29 protein-coding genes are annotated in these 23551 nt (G+C 50.1%); 11 read left to right on the top strand and 18 right to left on the bottom strand.

What is annotated here, in order from left to right; translation table 11 throughout:
- Positions 1-299: 299 nt before the first annotated feature.
- Together bioB and IC804_RS17690 are read right to left on the bottom strand one after the other, a co-directional pair.
- Complete coding sequence (bioB, locus tag IC804_RS17695) at positions 300-1298, bottom strand: biotin synthase BioB (RefSeq protein ID WP_029760849.1); 999 nt, start codon at positions 1296-1298, stop codon at positions 300-302.
- A 194-nt stretch (positions 1299-1492) separates the two neighbouring features.
- Entirely contained in the window at positions 1493-2932 is a 1440-nt protein-coding gene (locus IC804_RS17690) for an NAD(P)/FAD-dependent oxidoreductase (protein WP_029760850.1), read from the bottom strand.
- Between the two features lie 180 nt (positions 2933-3112).
- Between IC804_RS17690 and IC804_RS17685 the strand changes: the two genes are divergently transcribed.
- Entirely contained in the window at positions 3113-3706 is a 594-nt protein-coding gene (locus IC804_RS17685; protein ID WP_081157529.1) for a DUF502 domain-containing protein, read from the top strand.
- A 63-nt stretch (positions 3707-3769) separates the two neighbouring features.
- Here IC804_RS17685 and IC804_RS17680 read toward each other — a convergent pair whose 3' ends face one another.
- Both IC804_RS17680 and IC804_RS17675 read right to left on the bottom strand, forming a co-directional pair.
- Entirely contained in the window at positions 3770-4708 is a 939-nt protein-coding gene (locus tag IC804_RS17680) for a magnesium transporter CorA family protein (RefSeq protein ID WP_008879295.1), read from the bottom strand.
- A 309-nt stretch (positions 4709-5017) separates the two neighbouring features.
- Complete coding sequence (locus IC804_RS17675; protein ID WP_165478175.1) at positions 5018-5161, bottom strand: hypothetical protein; 144 nt, start codon at positions 5159-5161, stop codon at positions 5018-5020.
- A 181-nt stretch (positions 5162-5342) separates the two neighbouring features.
- Between IC804_RS17675 and IC804_RS17670 the strand changes: the two genes are divergently transcribed.
- Positions 5343-5633: a HesB/YadR/YfhF family protein gene (locus IC804_RS17670; RefSeq protein ID WP_008879296.1), complete on the top strand. Its 291-nt coding sequence runs from the start codon at positions 5343-5345 to the stop codon at positions 5631-5633.
- 24 nt (positions 5634-5657) lie between these two features.
- On the opposite strand, the gene IC804_RS17665 is transcribed toward IC804_RS17670, so the two are convergent.
- From IC804_RS17665 to IC804_RS17600, 14 genes are all read right to left on the bottom strand, one after another.
- Positions 5658-6065, bottom strand: coding sequence for a hotdog fold thioesterase (locus IC804_RS17665; protein ID WP_008879297.1), 408 nt, complete (start codon positions 6063-6065; stop codon positions 5658-5660).
- Positions 6062-6379, bottom strand: a complete 318-nt coding sequence (locus IC804_RS17660; protein WP_008879298.1) for a hypothetical protein — start codon at positions 6377-6379, stop codon at positions 6062-6064. Before IC804_RS17660 ends, IC804_RS17665 begins: the two co-directional genes overlap by 4 nt.
- 14 nt (positions 6380-6393) lie before the next feature.
- Entirely contained in the window at positions 6394-6810 is a 417-nt protein-coding gene (locus tag IC804_RS17655; RefSeq protein ID WP_008879299.1) for an acyl-CoA thioesterase, read from the bottom strand.
- A 115-nt stretch (positions 6811-6925) separates the two neighbouring features.
- Positions 6926-7153: a small acid-soluble spore protein Tlp gene (gene tlp, locus IC804_RS17650; protein ID WP_008879300.1), complete on the bottom strand. Its 228-nt coding sequence runs from the start codon at positions 7151-7153 to the stop codon at positions 6926-6928.
- Positions 7154-7182: 29 nt separating this feature from the next.
- Entirely contained in the window at positions 7183-7326 is a 144-nt protein-coding gene (locus IC804_RS17645) for an acid-soluble spore protein N (RefSeq protein ID WP_011887312.1), read from the bottom strand.
- A 55-nt stretch (positions 7327-7381) separates the two neighbouring features.
- Positions 7382-7513 carry an FbpB family small basic protein gene (locus IC804_RS17640; RefSeq protein ID WP_008879302.1) on the bottom strand — a complete coding sequence of 44 codons (132 nt, stop codon included), beginning with the start codon at positions 7511-7513 and terminating at the stop codon, positions 7382-7384.
- Positions 7514-7637: 124 nt separating this feature from the next.
- A complete protein-coding gene (locus IC804_RS17635; protein ID WP_029760853.1) occupies positions 7638-8165 on the bottom strand; it encodes a TlpA family protein disulfide reductase in 528 nt (175 codons plus the stop codon).
- A 118-nt stretch (positions 8166-8283) separates the two neighbouring features.
- Positions 8284-8433 (bottom strand): hypothetical protein, encoded by a 150-nt coding sequence (locus tag IC804_RS17630; RefSeq protein WP_008879304.1) that lies wholly within the window; start codon positions 8431-8433, stop codon positions 8284-8286.
- A 104-nt stretch (positions 8434-8537) separates the two neighbouring features.
- Complete coding sequence (locus tag IC804_RS17625) at positions 8538-9386, bottom strand: sulfurtransferase (RefSeq protein ID WP_081157530.1); 849 nt, start codon at positions 9384-9386, stop codon at positions 8538-8540.
- A gap of 115 nt (positions 9387-9501) precedes the next feature.
- A complete protein-coding gene (locus IC804_RS17620) occupies positions 9502-9774 on the bottom strand; it encodes a YpbS family protein (RefSeq protein WP_029760855.1) in 273 nt (90 codons plus the stop codon).
- Positions 9771-9959 (bottom strand): hypothetical protein, encoded by a 189-nt coding sequence (locus IC804_RS17615; protein ID WP_008879307.1) that lies wholly within the window; start codon positions 9957-9959, stop codon positions 9771-9773. Before IC804_RS17615 ends, IC804_RS17620 begins: the two co-directional genes overlap by 4 nt.
- Positions 9959-13687, bottom strand: coding sequence for a dynamin family protein (locus IC804_RS17610; protein WP_029760856.1), 3729 nt, complete (start codon positions 13685-13687; stop codon positions 9959-9961). The genes IC804_RS17615 and IC804_RS17610 overlap by 1 nt, the downstream gene beginning before the upstream one ends.
- Before the next feature lie 235 nt (positions 13688-13922).
- Positions 13923-14501: an isoprenylcysteine carboxyl methyltransferase family protein gene (locus tag IC804_RS17605; protein ID WP_011887309.1), complete on the bottom strand. Its 579-nt coding sequence runs from the start codon at positions 14499-14501 to the stop codon at positions 13923-13925.
- The gene (locus IC804_RS17600; RefSeq protein ID WP_008879310.1) at positions 14498-15565 is read right to left on the bottom strand and encodes a type III polyketide synthase; all 1068 of its coding nucleotides are present in this window, start codon (positions 15563-15565) and stop codon (positions 14498-14500) included. Before IC804_RS17600 ends, IC804_RS17605 begins: the two co-directional genes overlap by 4 nt.
- 60 nt (positions 15566-15625) lie before the next feature.
- Between IC804_RS17600 and IC804_RS17595 the strand changes: the two genes are divergently transcribed.
- From IC804_RS17595 to istB, 9 genes are all read left to right on the top strand, one after another.
- Positions 15626-15793 carry a hypothetical protein gene (locus IC804_RS17595; RefSeq protein WP_190300635.1) on the top strand — a complete coding sequence of 56 codons (168 nt, stop codon included), beginning with the start codon at positions 15626-15628 and terminating at the stop codon, positions 15791-15793.
- Between the two features lie 569 nt (positions 15794-16362).
- On the top strand, positions 16363-17643 hold the full coding sequence (locus IC804_RS17590) for an IS110 family RNA-guided transposase (RefSeq protein ID WP_087959816.1): 1281 nt from the start codon (positions 16363-16365) through the stop codon (positions 17641-17643).
- A gap of 394 nt (positions 17644-18037) precedes the next feature.
- Entirely contained in the window at positions 18038-18556 is a 519-nt protein-coding gene (locus IC804_RS17585; RefSeq protein WP_008879311.1) for a PadR family transcriptional regulator, read from the top strand.
- A gap of 292 nt (positions 18557-18848) precedes the next feature.
- On the top strand, positions 18849-19142 hold the full coding sequence (locus IC804_RS18775) for a transposase (RefSeq protein ID WP_233129512.1): 294 nt from the start codon (positions 18849-18851) through the stop codon (positions 19140-19142).
- Entirely contained in the window at positions 19123-19392 is a 270-nt protein-coding gene (locus tag IC804_RS18770) for a transposase (protein ID WP_223812844.1), read from the top strand. The genes IC804_RS18775 and IC804_RS18770 overlap by 20 nt, the downstream gene beginning before the upstream one ends.
- Positions 19393-19898: 506 nt before the next feature.
- Positions 19899-20510, top strand: a complete 612-nt coding sequence (locus IC804_RS18765) for a helix-turn-helix domain-containing protein (protein ID WP_223812843.1) — start codon at positions 19899-19901, stop codon at positions 20508-20510.
- Entirely contained in the window at positions 20402-21220 is an 819-nt protein-coding gene (locus IC804_RS18760; protein WP_223812842.1) for a hypothetical protein, read from the top strand. The genes IC804_RS18765 and IC804_RS18760 overlap by 109 nt, the downstream gene beginning before the upstream one ends.
- A gap of 80 nt (positions 21221-21300) precedes the next feature.
- A complete protein-coding gene (locus IC804_RS17570) occupies positions 21301-22434 on the top strand; it encodes an IS4-like element IS5377 family transposase (RefSeq protein ID WP_015374614.1) in 1134 nt (377 codons plus the stop codon).
- Between the two features lie 307 nt (positions 22435-22741).
- Entirely contained in the window at positions 22742-23506 is a 765-nt protein-coding gene (gene istB, locus IC804_RS17565; protein ID WP_081157650.1) for an IS21-like element helper ATPase IstB, read from the top strand.
- Positions 23507-23551: the final 45 nt, after the last annotated feature.

The following is a 23551-nucleotide window of genomic DNA, read 5'->3' as shown; positions in this document are numbered from 1 at the left end:
ACGCGCTAAACCCGTTTTTCATGCCAAAGATAGGCGACTTTTATAACCATCCCTTCGTGCCAACAAAGAAGCACAAATAGGCTAGCTCCCTCCGTTGGTCAAACCGCCTCAATAATTGATTGCCCTAGATCTCACTCCTAGTATGCCGCCTCCACACCTATGATTCTTTCTAGCGGCGCACATGAAAAAAGAGTGTCCCAAAAAACAACCGGGGCACCCTTTTCCGTCATCATATACCGTAAGACAATATGTTGCACCTCTTAAGGAAGGGCAACCTTTTAGGCCAACCTTATCAACCGTTATACGGCTCCGATTTGCGGCGCTGGAGAAAACTCGATCTCAAAGCCAAGGTCCTCAAGCATCTTGTAATCGGCGGACTTTTCCTGCCCGAGGGTTGTTAAATAATCGCCGACGAAAATGGAGTTGGCGGCATACAGCCCGAGCGGCTGGAGCGAGCGCAAATTCACTTCCCGTCCACCGGCGATGCGTATCTCTTTTGTCGGGTTCATATAGCGGAACAGCGCCAACACTTTCAAGCAATAACGCGGATTTAATTCATTCGTTCCGGCCAGCGGCGTTCCGTCAATCGCATGCAAAAAGTTGACCGGGATCGAATCGGCATCGAGCTCCCGCAAGCTGCGCGCCATATCGACAATATCTTGCTTCGTTTCTTTCATGCCGATAATAACGCCCGAGCACGGCGAAAGACCGGCTTCCTTCACCGTTTCCACCGTCCGCACCCGGTCATCATATGTATGAGACGTCGTAATGTTCGGATGGTGTTGTTTCGACGTATTAATATTATGGTTGTAGCGATCCACGCCCGCTTCTTTCAGCCTCGCTGCTTGTTCCGGCTTCAACAGCCCGAGACAGGCGCACACTTTCAGACCGAACCGTTCTTTAATTTCTTTCACGGCGGAAACAACAATGTCTACTTCCTTATCGCTCGGACCACGGCCGCTTGCGACAATGCAAAATGTCCCTATCTGCAAACGGTACGCTTCTTCAGCCCCGCGCAGCAGCGTTTCTTTATCGAGCATTTTATACGTCTTCACCGGCGCCGTCGCCACGGCAGACTGCGAACAATAGCCGCAGTTTTCCGGACAAAGGCCGGATTTGGCGTTCATGATCATATTCAATTTCACCTTATTGCCGTAATAGACCGAGCGGATTCGGTACGCCCCTTGCAAAAGAAGGAGCAGCTCGTCGTCCGGACAGTCGAGTATCGCCAACGCCTCTTCATCGGCCAGCTCGTATCCTTCCATCACCTGTTCAGCTAATGACAGCCAATTTGGCATTTTCCCTCTCCCCTTTCCACATCATTACATTTATCGTAGCGGACAAGACGGATAATTGTCAACCTATTTATAAATTGAGTTTACTATAGTTCAACATCCAAAACAGCAACGTCCGCGGTGTTGTGAATGGCCACCTTCGCTCAACACAAAAAAGACAGGCCGCCGTTTTGGGACAGCCTGTCTTGTTCCTTTGCTTAACGCGTCAGTTTTTCAACGATGTCGCGGGCGATCCAAACGCCGCAAGCGCTTGCCTGGGCGAGGCCGCGCGTAATGCCGGCGCCGTCGCCACCGACATACAGCCCCGCGATTTCTGTTTCAAACCGATCGTTCAGTTTTGGACGCGCCGAATAAAACTTCGCCTCAACGCCGTAAAACAGCGTATGCTCAGACGCGAGCCCTGGAGTGACATGGTTAAGTGCTTCTGTCATCTCGATCAAACTTTTCATCGTGTTGTACGGCAAGACAAGACCTAAATCGCCTGGCACCGCCTCTTTTAGTGTCGGTTCAATAAATCCTTCTTTGATCCGTTTCTCCGTCGACCGCCGTCCTTTTAAAATGTCCCCGTATTTTTGCACAATGATGCCGCCGTTAGATAAAGCGTTCGCCAACCGGGAAATTTCATGGGCGTATTCATTCGGCTTATCAAACGGATCGGAAAATTTATGCGAGACAAGGAGCGCAAAGTTCGTGTTGCTGCTGCCGAGCTTCGGATCTTTGTACGCGTGGCCGTTGGCAAGCATAATGCCAGAATGATTTTCGACAACCACGTGCCCCGACGGATTGCTGCAAAACGTACGCACTTGCGTCCCGACCGACGTGTTGAAGATAAATTTTCCTTCATACAAATGCTCATTAATTTCTTGCATGACAATGTTCGATGTTTCGACGCGCACCCCGATATCGACTTGGTTGTTGATCATCCGCAGGCGGCGCTTGCGCAACAATTTGCTCAGCCAGACTGAGCCGTCGCGTCCCGGAGCGATGACGACTTTTTCCGCCGTCAACGTTTCACCGTTTTTCAGGACGACCCCTTTCACTTCATGGCCGTCTTCCGTCCGCTCCGTCACGATATCATCTACTTCTGTTTTAAAGCGCATCGTAATCCGCTCGCGCAAATATTCAAAAATGCTTTGTAAAATCGCTAAGTTTTGCTCTGTGCCTAAATGGCGAACATAGGCGCGCAACAGCTTCAACCCAGCGGCATAAGCGCGCCGCTCAATCTCTTTCACTTTGTCCGTCATCGGGTCGGTAATCGACGTCGTCGCTCCATGTTTTAAGTTGATTTCATCCACATAACGGATGAGCTCAAGCACGGTTGAGGCCGGCAAATAGTCGGTCATCCAGCCGCCAAATTCGCTCGTGATGTTGAACTTGCCGTCCGAATACGCTCCAGCCCCGCCAAAGCCGTTCGTGATCGAACAGGCGGGCACACAGCCGGCATAATCTTTTTTGCCGGCTGGCGGCGGGCATTTCTCAATTTTTTTCTGCAAAATCGGACAGTTGCGTTTATATATATCATGCCCTTTGTCAATGAGCAGCACATTCGCTCCAGGCAGTTTGAGCGTCAGTTCGTAACACGTAAAAATGCCGGCAGGTCCAGCGCCCACCACAATCACATCGTAATGGTTGTTCATTGTGCCATCCCCCATTTCATATGTTCCATTCGGAAGTATACGCGACATTCACCTATTCGTCAAGACAAAAACCGAACTTTTATAGCGATATAAATCTATAATGTTCGACATTATTAATGGTTGTGCAAATCGAAAAAAATTGGTATGTTGATAGAAGGTAAAGGAACGGGAGGAGAACAGATGCGCTTTTTTGTGAAAAATTTTGTAAACGGCATGCTAACGATCGTGCCGATTTTATTAGCCGTCTATGTATGCTATAAAGTGTTCGCTGTTTTGGACGGGTTGCTCGGCCAGTATGTCCGGCCGTATTTGGATGGCCGCTACATCCCCGGCCTTGGCTTGGTCGCAACAGTGGTGCTCATCACTGTTTGCGGCTGGCTATCGACGCAATATGTGAGCGGCCGTCTCATTCGGCTTGTCGATCGGTTGCTTGAAAGCATTCCCTTGATGAAGACCGTTTATTCGGTCGCTAAAGATACGATTGCTTCTTTTGTCGGAGAAAAACGGTCGTTTTCGCAAGTCGTGCTCGTCACGATGCCGGAGAGCGGCTGGAAATGCCTTGGCTTCATTACGATGGACAATGTCGGCGCCTGGCACGATCCGCTTGCTGATTATGTCGCCGTCTATATTCCACAGACGTTTCAAGTCGCCGGGCTTACCCTTCTCGTCCCGAAAGAGCAAGTCGAAGTCATCGATATCTCGCCGGAAGAGGCAATGAAGTTTATCCTCTCCGGCGGCGTCGCGGTCCGCAAACAAAAACGGCTGCCCCAATGACAGGGCAGCCGTTCATATTTCCGACCAACATACGTTCTTGCCAACTCAAATATGTCCTGACCGTTAAAAATATCGTTTTTTCCAAAAGATGTATGCCGTTACTGCCGACAGCGAACCGGCAAGCACCATAGCGACGGCAAAGGCGTACGGGGAGTGTTGGAACGGAATCGGCACGTTCATGCCGTAAAAACTCGCCACCATCGTTGGCAGCGAAATGACGATCGTAATGGCAGTCAAAAATTTCATCACAATGTTTAAGTTGTTCGAGATGACGGAAGCAAATGCATCCATCATGCCGCTTAAAATGCTGCTGTATACTTCCGCCATTTCGATCGCCTGCTTGTTTTCAATAATGACATCTTGCAGCAAATCTTGATCATCTTCGTACATGCGCAAATAGTTCAGACGCATGAGCCGCTCCATGACGATATTGTTCGCTTTCAGCGACGTCATAAAATACACTAAGCTTTTTTCCATGCTAAGAAGTGAAAACAGCTCTTTGTTTTTCATCGACTGGTGCAGCTCTTTTTCAATTTCACTCGTCCGCCGGTTAATCTGCTTCAAATAACGCAAATAATATGTCGAAATCATGTAAAGCATTTGCAAAGCGAACCGTGTTTTCATAAACGTGTAAAAGTTTTTGATTTTGTTTTTTGAAAATTCCTCAAAAATCGGATTTTCTTGCAAACAGACCGTAATAAAGCACGTATTCGTAATGATCATGCCGATCGGAATCGTTTCGTACATCGGGCCGTCAACTTCGTCATGGGCGACAATCGGGATGTCGACGATAATCAACACATGATTATCCTCTTTTTCGACGCGCGACCGCTCTTCGTCATCAAGCGCGTCTTTGATCGAATCGATCGGAATGTCTAAATGGTGAGCGATGTAGCGAATTTCATCCTCCGTCGGGGCAACGAGATTGATCCAGCAGCCGTTTTCAATCCGGTCAATTTCCCGCATTTTTCCGTTGGCATCGGACAAATACATTTTCATCATTTGGCATCCTTCCTCCTTTTCACGCGAGGAAGGCGGCGCCTCTTCCTTTCCGCCCGGAGCCCGTTTTCGTATGATGAGCAGCGGGCGAGAAAAGGAACAGGCCGCGTTCCCCGCTATATTCCGGTTCCGGTTCGTTCGAACTTGAACTACTCATAATACGAAAACGCCACTCCTTTCAAAAAAATGTTCCTCAAGTAATGATAACGCGGACCAGTTCATTTGTATAGTAGTTGCCATGAAAAAAAGCAGCCTACTGGCTACTTTATTCATCAAACGGCATAATGTTCAAACATTGCTGCTCCGGCTGCCTTATTCACTCGATGGCGTTGTGTTGAAAAAATCAGACGCTTGTTTGTTGGTTTGTCCTCGTTCTGAACGGCGCGGATGCTTTTTGCTCTTTCCCATTACCCCATCGGATTCGTAACTTGGCGCAAATGGCAGCTTTTTATTCACCGCTCTCACCTCCTTTGCTTTTACTGTTTGCTGCTAGCCGTCATTTTACTCGATTGAAGCAAGGCAAGAGGGTGCTACTTTGTGGAAAGCGTTTTATCCTAAAATTGTCAGCCAATGTTCACACAATCATTTTACCGGCTCCATCCGTTCATTTATAATAAATAAGTGAGGAGGGGAAGCCATGAACATTACGATCACGAAAAAAGCGTTCGATTGGTACAAGCGAGAGCTCGGACTAAAACCCGGTGATGCGATTCGCCTGTTCGCCCGCTACGGGGGATGCGGCACCGTACAAAAAGGGTTTTCACTCGGCATAGCAAAGGACGAGCCGGCAGGAGAGCCAGCGGCGCAGACGACGGTTGATGGCGTGACCTTTTTTGTCGAAGACAGCGACCAATGGTATTTTGACGGGCACGATTTGACGATCGATTTAGACGAAAAAGGTGATGAACCGGTATTTCTGATCCAATAAACAGTGAAAAAGCTAGCCTTAGCGCTAGCTTTTTCGAATGATGGCGATCGTGCAGCGGGAGACGCAGACGAGCTGCCCTTGTTCATCCGTGATGCGTACATCCCACACCATCGTCGTTCGGCCGCGGTGCAGCACTGTTCCCGTTGCCGTCACCGTTCCGCTGCGAACAGCGCGAACATGGTTTGCATTAATTTCTAAACCAACGACGTTTTCCGTTTGCGGATCCACAAGCGCGTACGCGCCGATGCTCGCCACCGTTTCAGCCAACGCGACTGAGGCCCCACCATGCAAGATTCCAGCTGGCTGGTGCGTGCGCTGGTCGACTGGCATCGTCGCCACGACGCGTCCTTCACCAAGTTCGACAATTTCGATGCCAAGTGTGTCAATTAGCGTATGTTTCGCCATTTCTTTCATCACTGTCAAATCGATCATGATTCCTTCCTCCCCCGTTTCGTAAACCGTGCCAGCTCATCAAGCCGCCCTTCTTGCCGCAAAATGCGCGCTTGCGTCTCTCCGAGCAAATCAAAGTGCGGAAATTCATTGCGCCGGTCGATCCACTCTTCTTTCAGCCCGTATTGCCGTCCCCAAGCAGCCAGCTTATCAATATCGGCGCAACCAACTTTCGTCACCGTCGTGCAATGCGGAAACCGTTCGTCATACCAATAATGGGTCAAAAAAGCGATTTCTCCGCGCCTCACTTTCTCCTTCCACGCCGCGAGTTCATGTCGGCGAATGCCAAACGCCATCGCAATGCTCTCCTTTACCGTTTCGCCCGCTCATACGCTTCGTGCCAATCGGGAAAATATTTGCGAATGACGATCGGCCGAAACGTATCGCGCTTGACGCAAACGTGCTGCGACTTGCCGGTCACTGCCACCTCCCCGTCCGGGGCGAGAATTTCGTAGCCATACGTGACACGGATACCATCATAAGCGTCGATCCATGTGCGGACGGTCGCCGTTTCCCCGTAATGAAGCGGTTTTTTGTACGACACTTGCAAGTCGATGACCGGCGAAATGACGCCCTCTTTCTCCATCTCGGCATAATGGAAGCCAAGTTGTTTGATTAACTCCGTACGCCCAACTTCCATCCAAACTAAGTAGTTTGCATGGTAAACGACGCCCATTTGGTCCGTTTCCGCATAGCGCACTTCAATTTGTTTTTCTGCTACTTTCATGTTCGTTCTCCCTCCATTTTTTGCCGGTTCTCCTCTTTTATGTTACCATTGGTTCGTCCGGCGGCTCAAGCGGCAAGCAGAAAAAACAAAGCCGCCCCGATTGGGGCAGCTTCGTTTATTGGTAACCGTGTTCGCGAGCAGCTGCTTCATCTTTAATTTCCGCGCGCATGGCGGCAATCGCCTCTTCGCGGCGGCGATTTTTCTCGCGGATTCGCTCCCGCTCTTCAGGAGAAGCAAACTGCATCGTTTCCTCGGCTTTTTCGATGTTTTCAATTGTATTTTGCACCATATCTTGCAACTTTTCGACGTTGTCGCTGCGGTCATCCGGTTTCGGACGTGGCATGACGTTTCCTCCTTCACGCAAGTTTCGGTTCATTCACCCTTCGTTTGGATGACTTGAGCGTGTTGGCCGGACTGGTCTTGCATTTGTTTGCCTTTGTTTCCACCAGCGGCGCGAGGCTGTGTGCCGATATGGTTCGGCGCAAAGTGGTTGGGGCTTCTTTTCGGATTGCTCATCATCTTCGCCTCCTCGCCATCTAGTCTGTCCGCCCGGAGAACCGCTATGCATGGGTTATTCTGCTTTCTTAAGCATCCGCTCTTCCAGCTTTTTCTCGATCTTTTCGAGCGCTTCCCGGTCATTTAGCAATTGCCGCTTATTCTCGCTGATCAATTCTTGGAGAGTCATTTTGCGGGATCGTTTCATTGCTCCAACCTCCCCTCACTTTTATTGTACTTTTATTCATGCCCAAAAAAGATAAAAATTATGACAACTTTTCGAAAAATAATGAGTCATGAAAAAAAGCGCCTTCCGTTAAACCAACTGATGGTTAACGGAAACGCGCTGTTTCTTTCTCAAGCCGAGCCGCAGTCACCGGACCGACGATTTTTTGCCGAATGACGCCGTTCGGATCAATGATATAGGTCGTTGGAATCGTTTGAACCCGATAGTAATGAAGCGCTTCGCCGCGGACATCTAAAGCGACAGGCAGCGCTAACTTCTTGCTTTTCACAAACCGTTCCGCATTATCGAGCGTGTCTTGTGTAGTCAAATGAACAGCAAGCAATGTGACTTCACGACCATGCTGTTTGTAAAACTTCTCAAGTTCCGGCATTTCCTTTTTGCACGGCGGACACCATGACGTCCAAAAGTTGAGGACGACCGCCTTGCCACGCAAATCAGACAGCTTGACCGGCTCGCCGCCAAGCGTCGGCAGCGTCAGATCGGGGGCAGCATGGCCGATTTTCGGGCCGGTTTCGGTTTCGCTTGCCTCATTCGGTTTCTCCGCGGCCATCGCGTTCCAAAGGCCGTATCCAGTAACCGTTAAAAACAACAAAATGACCAACCATTTTCGCACCTTTTTCCCTCCCTGCCGGCCAGCGTCCTTTGGCATTCTGTCCATGATTATAGCACATACGTTTGTCCTTGCCAACGCTAATGATTGCACCAAAAAACGAGGGACACCTCCCTCGTCGTTAACGGATGTTTTTATGGTCATTTTTCATTTTTTCTGCTTCCACTTCAGCGTAGGAAGCGAATTCGCTCGTCCACTCGTTAAAACCATTTTTCTTTTTCGCGTTGTTGTTCCGTTGGGCATTGGCATTACCGAGCTTAGTCCGTCCCATGCGCTCTCTCCTCCTCTAGTTCAGTCAATTCACGCATAGTATCGCCCGCCGGAGAAAAACTATGCATGGGACGGCGGTCCTGCCATACGCTTGCCTGAAAACATTTATGCAGAAGATGACGGATCGTCCGTTTCGACCGGATGGTCCGGGTAGGAAATCCAGTCGCTGAAACTGCCGACATACAGCCGAACGTTTCGGTAGCCGGCTTCTTTTAATGCGAGCACGTTCGGACAGGCAGTGACGCCGGAGCCGCAATAGACGATCAACGGAGCCTCACGGTCAAGATCGGCAAACCGAGCGGCTTGATCGGCTGCGCTTTTCCAATAGCCTCCTTCTGCCACTCCATCTTTCCAAAACCGATGCACTGCTCCCGGAATGCGGCCAGGTCGGCGGTCGATCGGTTCTTCTAAACCGGCGTATCGCTTCCACTCGCGCGAATCGATGAGCACGGCCGATCGATCGCGGACAGCAGCGCGCACCTCATCGACCGTTGCCAGCCATGACCGATCGGGCTGCGGCTGAAACCGCCGCGGCGACACGGCAGGAATCGTGTCGGTCACCGGATACCCTTTCTTTTTCCATTCGCTGTAATTGCCGTCTAACACATAAACGCGCTCATGGCCAAAATAGCGAAGCAGCCACCAACAGCGCGCAGCCATCGCCCCATGTTGATCATCGTAGACAACGACCGTCACCGTTTCATCGATGCCGGCACGGCCAAACACCTCTGCCGCCTGAGCAGCGGACGGCAGCGGATGACGCCCCCCATGCTCCGCCACCGGACCGGACAAATCGCGTTCCAAATCCATATACACCGCTCCAGGAATATGATCGTCCTGGTAAACGGCCGCTCCTTTAGACGGATCACCAAGCCAAAACCGGCAATCAAGAATGCGGATGTTTTCTTCAGACAAATGAGTAAGCAACCATTCATGGGAAACGAGAGACGCCATGTTCTTCTCCCCCTTTTCATTTTGCCTGCCAATCAGCCTGCCCCTAGGAGGATGGACGGGCAGCCGCTGCTCCTATGGGCTGCAGCTTGATGACAGCCTCATCTATTCCCCGCTGTTACGATCGCTTTCCTTCAAGGCGGCTCACATATTCGCGCACCATTTCCGGCGTCACGTACCGGCGGGTCGGTACGAGGCCCCCTTTGGCCAGTTCATTCATTTGTTTCGTCACTTCATTGATCAGCTCGACCGTAAACGACTCGCCGCGGCGGCACCGCTCGACCGCTTCTTCGATATGCCGCTCGCGCTCAGCATCGAGCATGGCAAACTTTTTTAAGATGGCGTGCTGCTTTTGTACGTGGGCAGTAATCGCTTGATGCACTTCACTCAATGGTTCTCGTCCTTTCTTGCTTCTTTTTCCATCAAACGCTGGACATTAGGTTTGGGTATCCAGCAGTTGAATTGGTAATTCGGTTTCGTCGCATAGCCGAGCCGGCGGCAATACGTGTATAACCCGTTGGCCCGCTTTTCTATGCCGTAGTGGATACATGTCGCACAAGCGTGAAACCGGTTCATCAGCGCGCCTCCCTGTCTTCTCTAGAAAGAAGGCCGCGAAGCGCCGCTTCGATCCGGCTGAGCGCCTCGGAGTCTGCTGTTTCAGCGAGCGCTGCCATTAAACCGTCCATATAGCTGTCAACTTGATCGGTGAGCGCAGCCGTAAGCGCAGCGACGGCATCCTCGTATTGCTTGGCATATACGGAGATGAGCCGCTCTTTTTGCTCGGCCAAATACCGATCAACCGGCTCAACGAGCGCTGCTTCAATCTCTTCTTTCATCCGCCGCTTCTCATCGCGCTCAAAAAACGATTTCGCGTTTTTATAGAGTGAAAGCGCCTTAGCAAACCGTCCCCGATCCACATCGCTAAGGGCGTTGGCGAACTCCGGTGCCGCAAAAGCAAACGACTCCGGCGGCACGAGTGCGAGCGCCTCATCAAGGCGGCGAAGCTCACTGCTCAAGCGAGCGAACTGCTCGGCAAGCCGTTTATGCAAAAATGCCTCAACACGCAAGCTCGTTGCCCGCATCTCTTGCGCCAAATCAAAGCCAACGGACGCAAGCAGCTCGTCAAGACAACGCTCAAGCACCCGGCGCACTGGACCTTGGTCGTCGCGAAGCACCGACGGATTGAACGCCTCTTTAAACGTGTCATTCAAGCGGAAAAAGGCACGCTGTTTCACGTAATAAAGCAGTTCGTCGGCTTCTTGGCCAAGTGCGTGCTGGCCGTAGGCATCGACGGCATCGGCGAGCACGGTGCGCATTTTTACCTTGACTTCCTCAAGCGCGCGCCGCTTCGCCGCTTTTTCCGCCTCGCTCTGCCCAGCGGCCCGCGCGTATTCCGCCGCCGTCTGCCACGCCCGCTCGAGCTCAGCATAGGCGCTCTCGACCGCCACCTCAGTCAGCTCTTCCGTCAAGAAACGGAAAAAGTCTGCTTCGAAGGCGGGCAAACCGGAATCCGCCAAGACGCCGCGCGCGCTAGGCTCCACCCCCATTTTTTCCGCCAGCGCCATGCGGCTTGAGAGAGCATAAAGACGCGGAAAACGGATGCCAAAACGGGCGAGCTCATCGTTCATGTAGGCGATGACAGCATCAAGTTCTTCCTTTGATTGAGCCAAGTCGGCCGCATTGATGATGAAAAACATTTTGTCAAGCGCAAACGCATCTTTGACCCGCCCGAGCTGAAGCAAAAACTCGCGGTCCGCTTTCGAAAACGCATGGTTGTAATACGTCACAAACAGTAGCGCGTCCGCATGTTTCATATAATGGAACGCCACTCCGGTATGGCGGGCGTTTAGCGAATCGACTCCCGGCGTATCGACAAGCGTCACCCCTTGGCGGGTGAGCGGACAGTCGGCATACAGCACAACCTCATCTAAGAAACACGACACCGCTTCGTCAGCCACATACCCCTCCAGCTCCTCGAAACGGATCGACAGCGTTGCCCCAAATCGATCGCACATCCGCTCGTAGCCGGCCGCAACGGCCGCCAAAAAGGCAACATGCGGCTTTTGCGCCGGATGTTCGGCCCCAGACTCGGCAAGACGGGCACAGAGGCGAAGCGCTTCCTCCCATGTATCCGCCTGATGGCCGAACTGGCTGAGCGATGCTTGTATATCAGCCCAAATTTGCGATTCGCTTTTCACTTTTACGATCGCCGTACCGTGCGGGTGCTCTTTGTCGGGCGGTGCGATTTTGCTGATAGCGGCGGTCGTCGGGTTCGGCGAAGACGGCAAAAGCGGTGCGCCAAGCAAAGCGTTGGCAAGTGATGACTTGCCGGCGCTGAAAGCGCCAAACAAGGCAACCGTAAACGCGCGCGTGCGGAGCCGGCTCGCCTTGTCGCGCAGCGGGCCAGCGAAACGGCGCAACAAATCCGCTTGTTCAAGGTAAGCCGCCGCTTCATCAAGCCGGTCGGCGGCCTGTTCGCTACGCCGTTTTCCACCGGCTGACGGCGTACGGGATTCCCCTGTTCTTTCGTCCTCCAATTCGTTGCCAGCCACCGCGCCTTTCTGACCGAGCGCTTGCTCTTTGGCAGCGACTTGCTGTTTTGGCGTTTCCACATGGCGCGCCTTGCGGAAATCAGGCGGCGCAGTCAGCAAAGCAAGGCGGGTCTCATCAAGCGTTGCGTCATCACCCGGAGCGGCGATGAGCTGTTCAAATGAGCGTTGGCGCTCTTCCCGCTCGAATTTGAGGCGGGCGAGGCGGCCGATGAGCTCCACCTTTTCACGCGCCCTCGAAAGCTCATCACTCAATGCATCCATTTGGGCAGCCGCCTGTTTGGCGATTTGTTCCAAGAGCTCAGCAAACAAGGTGAACGCCGAGTCACGGTAACATTTTTTCAGCGCTGCAGCGACCTCATCCGTATAGTTTAATAGCGCCGCACCGCTTGTATCCGCGCCTTGTTTGACGAGGCTGGCGAGCAGCGTCGCCTCCCACTCCACCGTCCATTGCTGGCACTTACCAAGCCAAGCACGGTCAGCATTCCATTCGTTTCCAACCCGAAGAAGCAACTGGCGGACGTGCCATTCAATTTGCGCCTCCGCTTGTGCCTTGACGCTTTCGTAAAACGCAGCGAACCGCCGTTGTCGCTCCTCTTCTGTTTTCGCCTTTGCAAACCACCACCCCACCTTAAAATCGGGCCGCATGGCCTGCAAGTACGCTTCCGCCCGCGCTCTTGTTTCAAACGGCATCAAATAGGCGTTTTGTAGCACGTGCTCAAGTTCGGTCCGAAATGTCTCCTCCACCCGCTTGGGTGCCGTCTGCCACTTAGCCAACTCCGTCTCCAACCGTCCAAGCTCCTCCATAGCCGCCGCCTCATCATCCGCGCCGCCAAGCTTCTGAAGCTGCATGCGCATTTCTTGTTCAAGCGGCTCATGTCGGGTACAAAGCTGTTCGATATGACGGTCGGCGATCCGTTTTAAACCGGCTTCGGCGCCGCGGACGAGCCACTCATCTTTGTCCGCAAACAACTGACGCAAACAGGCTGACAGCTCATGCCATTCGTTATGCGGATGGTCCGGCGCTTTTAACGAGAGGAAAAACAGGCCGGCCGCCTCGACTCCCCAACTTCGGAACGCCCTAGCCGCCGAGTCGCGAAACGCAGCAAACGGCAGTTCGTCCTCACGGTGTTTGTCGATTTGATTGATGATCAAATAGACGGTTTTTCCTTCGTCCGTTAATTGTTTCGTAAATTGAAAGTTTAATTCCGCTTGTACATGGTTATAATCCATGACATAAAAGACGACATCAGCTAAATGAAGTGCAGACTCGGTCGCCAGTCGGTGGGCGTCGTCCGTCGAGTCGATGCCCGGCGTGTCCAAGATGGCGACTCCTGGCGGAATGGCGTCTGTTTCACGACTAATCTCAATCCATTCAATCGTCTCCCCGTCCCGGCATTGAGCACGAATCAGTTCCGGATCGTACGGCGGTTCGTACTCGACCGGCGCATCACGGTGGTAAAAGACGCGCACATAATCCCGACCGGCTTTCACTTTCACAAGATTCGCACTCGTCGGAATCGGGCTCGACGGCAACAGCGGTTCGCCGAGCAGCGCGTTGATCAAACTTGATTTGCCGGCAGAAAAATGACCGCAAAATGCGACAATAAGCTCCCCGGCTGCCATTTTTTCCATAAGCTGCTTCACTTTGTTCGCGTTTTCTTTGTCCCCCGTTGTCTGAAGCTGTTCATACATCTCGATCATTTTCGCCAGCCACGGCCGCAATGACGGCCGCTCAGTTGCAACATATCCCATGACCCAAACCCCTTGTTTCCGTCAATATCGTTTACATTCATTTTACTGTATTTCGTCCCATTTCCCAATAGAAAAACAAAAAAATCCCGCCCGTTCGTTTGGCAAGCAGGAGTTAGTTGGAAATATGCTTGTTTCCCTTTGTGTCAACCGCAAAAGGGCGACCGCTGTTGCCAAATAAGAACGATCCGCGGTCCCCTTTCGCTGATTAGCTGTTCCTGTTTTTTCATGCAGTTGCTTAAACGCGCACGACCGTTTTTCTTCCTAGCGGCAAAAAACGCGGCCGAGCCTGAAACGCCTCCTTATAATCAGTGAACGCTGACAGCGCCTGTTCTTCAGCGGTGATGCGAATGGATAACATGATTGCGTTAAGAAGTGAAAAGATAAGCGCGGTCATAGGTGCTTGGAACAAAAGCGGCAGCAACACGATCTCCAAAGCGACGACGACATAATTAGGGTGGCGGATCCACCGGTACGGTCCTTTTTTCACGACCGGGCGGTCGGGCACGATCAAAATTTTCGTATTCCAAAAGCGGCCGAGCGATAAAATCGTCCATACGCGCAGCCCTTCGACAGCAAGAAAGAACGGAAACAAAAATGGCCAGCGTGGCGACGGGCGCGCGCCTTTTCGCAGTGCCTCAACAGCCAACGACAAAAGAAAGAGTATATGCATCAATACAATCCACGGATAATGGCGGGCGCCAACCTCTTTCGCTCCGAGTGCTTTCACATACCGTTCGTTCCGTTTTGCAAGCACAAGCTCAAACAAGCGCATCCCAGCCACCACCAAAAATACGAATGCAAACCGCATCATCATCCCTCCCATTTAAGCAGCACCATCTCGGCGCTAAAGCCAGGGCCGAGGGCGACGAGCAGCCCATACCCAGGCGCAAGCGGCTTCTGCATCACTTGCTCCAGCACAAAATAAACGGTGGCTGACGACATATTGCCATACTGGGCTAACACCTCTCTAGCAGCCTCTGTCTGCTTCGGGCCGAACCCGAACGCTTCTTCGTACGCCTCGATCACTTTCTTCCCGCCCGGGTGGGCAATAAAATAGCGAAGGTCACTGAGCAGCAGTTTGTTTTCCTGTAAAAACGATTCCACTTGCGGTCGCAGCCAGCTGCGGACGATTGACGGAATATCTTTCGAAAAGATGACAAACAGCCCTTCATCACGAATATCCCAACCCATCACGTCCTCCGAACGAGGCATAAGCACCGACCGAGCAGCGATGATACGCGGCGCACCGCTTTTTGGCGCCGCTTCATCGCCGGCGACAAGCACACATGCCACCCCGTCAGAAAAAAGCGATGTGCCGATTACATTGCTTTTTGATAAGTCATTCGCTTGGAACGTCAAACTGCAAAACTCAGCGGCAATCACGAGCGCTTTGGCATTAGGAAACGCTCGGCAATAATCGGCTGCTCGAGCCAGTCCCGCTGCCCCGCCCGCACAGCCAAGCCCCCAAATCGGAACCCGAACGACAGAAGGTGAAAACGGCAGCACGTTCATCAGCCGCGCCTCGATGCTTGGCGTCGACAAACCGGTCGTTGAGATGTAAAACAGCGCATCGACCGCTTCATACGGAATCGGGCCGGTAGAGGCTTTATGCAAGCAGTCGTTGACGGCCTCGCCACTGTAACGAACGGCACTGTCGATATACACCTCATTTTTCTCCCCGAAGCCGCGCGGCAGGCTATACCAAGCAAGCGGCTTGACAAAGGTGCGCGTGCGGATGCCGCCGTTGTCAAACGCCTGCAGCAGCCGTTCAGCGCGCATTAGACGCCCGGCAAACAACTCGGCGACATAACGTTTCACCTCATGTTGAGAAACCATGTATGGCATCTTTGCGGTGCCGATAGATAAAAGGATCGGCATACAAACACCTCGGTTTGTTCTTCTTTTCTATTAGAGTGTGCAACAAGCCGGACTATATGCATGCGAAAACACATTTATACGCCTATTTTTTCGGAAACAGCAGGTCGATTCTCTCCTTTTCTTCGTGGCCGACAGAAAAGCAGCATAAAAAATGAAAGAAACGTTATGGCAAACAAAAAAACAGGTGTGGGCAAAACCAGCCTGTTTTGGAAGGAAAAATGGTCATAAGCGGGGACATCTATAAAGACGTTTGTTGTGTATCCAGCTTTCAAGATGCGGATTTCGCTTTCCTACTCAAGCAAGCATAGTACAAATGATTGAGGAATGAGCCCTTGCCAGATTCGTTTAGCGACACTTCGTTGACTTTTTGCTGCGTTCTGTGAACGATGGTTTCCTAGCCGAAAAGCGGCGGGATATTTCATGTCCCTTAATGTCTGTGACCATCGATCAATTTAACTATTTGTTCTTTGATTGCTTATATCCTATAATGAATTTAAAAATCGATAAAGATGATTATTCCGATTAAAAAATGATGATGGGGCCCTGTTAATATAGATATTAAACAGTCGATAACTTTCTAAAAATAACGAAGAAAATCCAAACTTTACCCAAAACTCCAAAATATTGAATTGACATTCAATTGACTACCAATAAAATATACGAGAGAACGTAGAAAGAGTGTGAAAGAAAGGAGCATTCCCGTTAGGAGCTTTTCCGGGGACTTGATCAAAAAAAGCCCTCTTGGTATGATGCAGGGGTGTCAACCACATCACTCACCATACCAAGGAGGACTTCAGATGAATTGTACACAAAACTATAAAATTGATCAAGTCACCGAACAAACGCTTGTCGTGGGTATTGATATCGCGAAACGAACCCACTACGCCTGCTTCGTGGATGACCGGGGGCGCGTGCTTCGCAAATCGTTCCCGATCTTCCAGTCGAAAGAGGGGTTTCAACAGCTGTATAAAGCGATTCAGGGGGCGATGCAAGCGTTCGGGAAGTCAGAGGTGATCGTCGCCGTGGAGCCGACCGGGCACTACTGGTTGAACCTGGCCTACTTCCTCGAGGAGCACGGGATCCCGTTGGTCATGGTCAACCCGGCGCATGTGTGCCGGTCGAAAGAACTTGATGACAACCTGCCGACGAAACACGACGCCAAAGACGCCCTGGTCATTGCCAGACTGGCAAAAGACGGACGATTCCTCGTTCCCCGGCTGCTGCACGAGATTGAAGCCGATTTGCGCGTGGGGAGCACGCTCAAAGAGAAGCTCCGCAAGGAACAGACGGCGGTGAAAAACGCGATCGTCCGCTGGACGGATCGGTATTTTCCAGAGTTTTGGACCGTGTTTCGTGACTTGGGGAAAACGGCGCTTTCGGTGTTGGAGTGGACGCCGCTTCCGGCTGATATGGCGGGTCGGACCGCCGAGGAGCTCATCGAGGTGTACCGGCAAAGCGAAGGGCTGAAATGCCCGCAGAAGGCCAAAATTCAGGCGTTGATCAACGCCGCGAAGGACTCCATTGGGGTGACGGAAGGGACGACGATGGCCCGGTTTGAGATCGCCGCGCTCGTCCGCCGATACCGCCAATTGGAGGCGGAGATCGCCGCACTGGACGCCGAGTTGAAGGCATTGGTTCAAACGACGATGGAGTACCAATGGTTGAAAACGGTCGACGGGTTGGGAGACGCCACGATCATCGATCTGCTGGCGGAGATCGGCAGCTTCGCCCATTATCGGGACCCGCGCCAATTGGTGAAGTTGGCGGGCCTGACGCTCAAGGAGAACTCCTCCGGCCAGCGCAAAGGGCAAAAGCACATCTCCAAACGGGGACGGAAACGGTTGCGCTCGGTGCTGTTTCGGGCGGTGATTCCGCTGATCCGGCACAACGAGGCGTTTCGCGAGCTGCATGAATATTACACAACCCGCCCCGTCAACCCGCTGACCGGAAAGCAGTCCATCGTCGCCTTGTGCCGGAAGCTGTTGAATGTGCTGTTTGCGATTTGTACGAAGAAACAAGCGTTTGACGCGGAGCGAATGAAGCAGGACGTCTTGTCCCAAGTGCAACGGGCGGCCTAAGGCCTCCCCCTGCGAACGGAAGAATCGTTGGACAACGAGATGACACCGGAGAAGCTGGCGTGATTTCATCCATTCGACCTTGAGTCCCTAAAGGAGCTTGGCCGGCCTCCGCCTGATGACGAGACCGAACGAGGGAATGTTGGCGCGAAGACGCCCGGAGACATGGGAGGGTTCGTCCTCATCAGCGACGCGGAGATCCAAAGGGTGCATCGAATATGCTTCTCCCCACGTCAGGAAAATATAACCAGCCATGGCCGCGAAGCGCACCCTAGGTCTGTAAGATATCCACAAAACTGAAAAAGGATGTAAGGGATTTTGTCGAAAAATATTTTTTGGACACCCCTGAGAGGCCGAAAAGCCTTGATAAATCAACATTTCTAGAGGGAGGATATCGGTGGAACACCGCTCACTAATTCTACTTGGGTTACTAATGGGACAAAGCCAACACGGATATCAGATTAATGAATTCATCGAAAAAAACCTAAGTATAGTTACAGATATGAAAAAGTCTACTGCTTACGCTACGCTGGATAAACTACATCAAAAGGGCTTTATTGATATTAAGTTTGAGCAAAAAGGAAATAGACCCATCCGCAAAGTGTATTCTATAAATGAAAGAGGTCGAAAGTATTTTTACCAATTGCTATTAAACAATCTGTCTTCTGCTGAAAGTGTTAATTATCAAGGGGATATTGGGCTAATGTTTATTGATTTTCTTCCTATGGACCAAGCAATACCAGCCTTGAAAGAACGATTAAAGAAAAACAAAACACTAATTGATCAACTTAAACAAACCCCTGTACATGTAAATCAAACTGGTGTTAATCTTGCAGTCGAACATAAAATTACAATGTTAGAAGCAGAAATTTCCTTTCTTGAAAAAACCATTCAATCTCTTCTTTATTCGAATTAAGTTTTATATACTTATGATGTTAAAGCCACCGAGGATTCTTTTTTTTATTACCAACGCAGAACGTGTTGCAAAACGCATAACGAATGCATAAATGCACATAAAAAATCCACCACCTTGGAAATCATATACAGTGACCAAAACCAACTACCAAGGGGTGGACACGATCATGATTTCCAATTTCGTGATCGAACATGCACTGATGGGTGAAATCGATCCTCTTTTAGAGGCATGATTTCGATACATCGGCCAACTTTCTTTTCTGGAAACACCGTATGTGACAGGAAGACCCCCAGTGTCTAAAAAGGCACTGCTCACATGTTTCTTTTTGAAAACCTACTTCGCGATGGATTCTTTACGGCAGTTGGTGAACATCCTCCACCGGTTTGGCTATTTCCGACGAATTTGTGAACGTCTGGAGGTTCCTCATCTGTCTACTTTTTCAAGAGCCAGTCAATGGTTTCAAGAACAAGGATTTTCCGATTGGAATGCCCAACTTCTAAACGATTTAGGTGTTCAAAAACCAAAAGTAGTGATGATCGGTCGTACAGCTCTTCGAAGCAGCCTGTATGATTCCCAAGCAAATTAGGGCATGTCGACTCGGTACCATTGGTTCAAAGGAGATAAACTGCATCTGTGTACCACCACGGAAGGGATCCATTTTATCCCATGTTTTGACTACCGCCCATCGAAATGACGCAGCAGTGGCACCGGAACTGCTTTCGTCTCTGCAAGGATGGGACATCGAGTTTGCACTTGAGGATGCCGCCTATGACAGGGAACAGATCTGTAAAACGGCCGAGCAATGGGACATCTTTTTCGTTTCCCCGATGAACTGACGCAATAGCGAGGAACGACACGATGCCTATGGCCGGGTGATCCCCGTCTTCTTGAACACTCGATTTGGGAAGTGACTGTTTGGCCTCCGTAGCACCATCGAACGAGTATTTAACCAATGAAAGATGAATGGGTTAGAACAACCTCGGTGGCACGGGCTTCATCGCCATCTATTACATGTGCAATTATGCATATTTATCCATAATTTTGAGTTTTCACTCTAGTTTTGCAACACCATCAACGCAATAAACAAATAATTTTTTTGTATATAGTCACATTTGACTAATCACAAAAAACTAATAGACTCTAATTAATCAAATGTGATTAAAAATTTTTTATAGAAGGAGTGGCGTACATTGTTTCTTGCTATAAGAGAGTTAAAGCATGTAACTGCTAAACTAAAATGGACAGAATCCGACAAATAAAATTGAACACTCATTTACCAATTTTACTCCGAACAGCTATGATAGATGTTGAATGCTATCTAGCTGTTGGAGGGATGGAAAAGGTGGATAAGTGGGAAGTGTACATGGAAATTTATCAGCTCTTAAAGCAAGGATTTAGTAAAGCCACTATCGCTAAAAAATTAAACATATCCAGAACGACATTATATAACTATTTAAAACGTTCACCAGAGGAAATGACGATATGGCTGGCTTCTACGAAGCAGCGAAGAAAAAAGTTAGACCCTTACCGAGAGATTATTTTACATTGGATTCAGAAGCATCCAGATCTATCAGCGTCTCAAGTACAAGATTGGCTGGAGGAACAATATCCCGATCTCCGTGTGGGAGAAAGTACGGTCCGCAGCTATGTGAGGAATTTACGAGAGGAGTGGAACATCCCAAAAGAAACTTCTGTCCGCCAATATCAAGCAGTGCCAGATCCACCAATGGGTCACCAAGCGCAAGTCGATTTTGGAAAAGTCAAAGTAAAAAATCAACAAGGAAAGGATATCGTGTTATATTTTATCGCCTTTGTTCTTTCGCACTCCCGTTATAAATACATGGAGTGGCTGAATCGTCCTTTACGACGAGAGATGTCATCCAAGCGCACGAGAATGCGTTCCAATGGTTTGGGGGAATCCCAAACGAACTGGTTTACGATCAGGACAACCTGATTGTGGTCAGCGAAAATGCCGGGGATCTCATTCTCACGGCCGAATTTGAAGCCTATCGGAGACAACGAAACTTGACTCTTCATGTATGTCGAAAGGCAGATCCGGAAAGTAAGGGGAAAATCGAAAACGTCGTAGGATTTATCAAACATAACTTTGCCAAACATCGGATCTTTACTACTATCGATGCATGGAATGAACAAGGATGGAATTGGCTGCGCCGAACAGGAAACGGCAGAGTTCATAATACGACAAAAAAGAGACCGGCCGATGTGTTCGAACTCGAAAAAGCACACTTACGACCGATCTCTCCATCATTGGACGTGACTGGTGTCCCCAAAACAAACCTTACCAACAGTATAACAAGGACGGTGAGAAAGGACAATACCATTCTGTACAAATCCAATCGATACACGGTTCCGTGCGGAACCTATACATCGTTTGGGAAAACGGTGCAAATCGTCATTCAAGAGGCAGAACAAGAACTCCTGATCTATGATTTGGAAACCGGGGAATACTTAGGGAAACACCCGATCACTCACGGCAAAGGGAAACTCATTCAAAACCGGAATCATCTGCGTGATCGAGCGAAAGGGATCGATGTGTATCTCGAGAGGATTGCCCATGAATTTGAAAATCCGGATGCGGCCAAGGAGTATCTCGAACGTATACGAAAAAACTATCCACGATCAGGCGTGTTGATTATCCAATAAAATCCAAAGGGTATAGAAAAAAGAGCACCTTTCCTGTAGAATGTGAGTAGCGACACAAACAAACCCAGGAGGTGCTCTCTATGAACAAGCATACCACACTCCCGAATTTGATGCAAAAACTTGTTTCGGATGAAGAGATTCAACTGATTGCCGAAGCGGTTGGGTATCGTGATTCGTCTCGAACCTTTACGTTGCGCGAGTTGATTCACTTCTTCCTGCTGGCCGCCATGCATCAATGGAAAAGCTTTCGCCACGGAGCCGATGTGGGGCCTCTGTATGGATTGCCGCGATTCCATTATTCAACTGTATCCAAGAAAGCGAAAGAAGTTCCCTATGACATCATGAAACGCTTGTTGGCGTTGATCATTTCCAAGTGCAACCGCCAAACCCGCCGTTCGCTTCGGTTTCCCAAACCGCTTCGGGTGGTGGATTCGACGACCGTCACGGTCGGGAAAAACCGCCTGCCATGGGCGCCGTATCACGGCGAACGCGCCGGAGTGAAGCTGCACGTCGCGTATTCGCCGGAATCCTCGTTGCCGGCAGACGTGGTGGAAACCATCGGACTGCGTCATGATGGCCCGGTGGGAGAACAGTTGACGAACGCTCAACAAGTGCTGGTGGAAGACCGGGCGTATTTCAAAATCGAACGCCTCGATCGATTTGTGGAGCAGCATCAGCTCTTTGTCATTCGGATGAAGGACAACATCGAACTTCATCAGAAAAAAAGCTTGAAACGCCTTTCCAGCACATCCTCATCGGTTCAAGCCGACTTCACGTGCCAGTTGGGGACGAAACAATGCCGCTCCACCAAGCGTCACCGGGTGGTGATCTTTCGAGATGCGAATGGCCGCGACATTCGGGTCGTGACGAACCTCTTCCATGCGTCTGCGGAAACCATTGCCGACATGTACCAACAACGTTGGACTGTTGAGGTCTTTTTCCGTTGGGTGAAGCAATATCTGAATGTCCCGACCTTGTTTGGCACGACGGAAAATGCGGTATACAACCAACTGTTTGCGGCGTTCATCGCGTATGTGTTGCTGCGATGGCTGTATGATCAAACCAAAAAACAGACGAACGTCTCTCTTTCCTTCATTTCGTTCGTTCGCCGTTTTTTCTCTGGGCAGCTTCCTCTCGATTGGAAATCCGGGATGGCCGCTGCTTTGTTTGAGTATGCCCAAATTTATGGAAGGCGTATGTCTAATTTTGGATAATCAACACTCGTGATCCACGATATATACGGGATCAATTACAGCTCATTCAAAAGCAGCTGGCTCAATCTCCACTCTCTCTGTGCAGCCAAGCGCTGCAAAAATGTATGGAATTACAGTTGTATAGCGCCTCTGCATTTACAGATATGGTCGGTTACTTACAACGACAACATAGATGGAACACTTCCGACAAAGTCGTTTCAGTGAACCGAATTCAACCATTACGTGAGGGGAACCTTTCGGTTTTGGAAGCTCAACCAGCTGTCAGAAGCATCGAAGAATATATTGAGATTTTGGAGGGAAGAACGAAATGAGCCAGCTGGCGAAAGTACAAGAGTTATTGCGAACGTTGCGTTTGACAGAAACGGCTTTTCACCTGCCTGTACTAGTGAAACAAGCAGAAACAAACGAGATGACCTATCTTCGTTTTTTGTCCATAGTATTACAGTATGAACAAGATTGTCGGGAGAAAAAAGCACGGGAAAGGCGTCTAAAATGGGCAGCTTTCCCGTATTACAAGACATTGGACGAGTTTCAGCTGGATGAACAGCCATCACTGACAAAACGGCAATTTCATCAATTGCGGGAACTCGCATGGTTAGACCAACTTTTTAACTTAATTTTATTAGGACCGCCAGGTGTAGGGAAAACCCATTTAGCGATTGGACTTGGGATGGAGGCGATTGATCAAGGGTATAAAGTGACGTTTATTACCATGGGAGAGTTGATTCAAGCGTTAAAAACAGAAGAAATCACTCGCAAATCTCGAATTCGTCTTCAGCGTCTAAGAGAATCCAACCTCGTGATTATCGATGATCTCATGTTTATGGCGATGGATCAACGAGAAGCCAATTTGTTTTTCCATTTGATCAATGACTTGTACAATCAATCATCCATTATTTTAACGTCCAACAAGGGACCAAGTGAATGGGGAGAACTACTGGGGGATCCAGCGATCACTACAGCCGTATTAGATAGAATTATTCATCGGGCAGAGGTGATTCATTTAAACGGAGACAGCTATCGCATGAAGCATAGAATTTCCATTTTCAGCGATGAAACTGTTCAAAATTAATGAGCAAAAAGTGTTCAATTTTACTTGACGGTTACAAAAGCATGG

The sequence above is a fragment of the Geobacillus sp. 47C-IIb genome (genome assembly GCF_014679705.1).
Lineage (GTDB): Bacteria > Bacillota > Bacilli > Bacillales > Anoxybacillaceae > Geobacillus > Geobacillus thermodenitrificans.
Note: the sequence above shows the minus strand (reverse complement) of the source record. Positions and strands in the feature narration are given on the sequence as shown.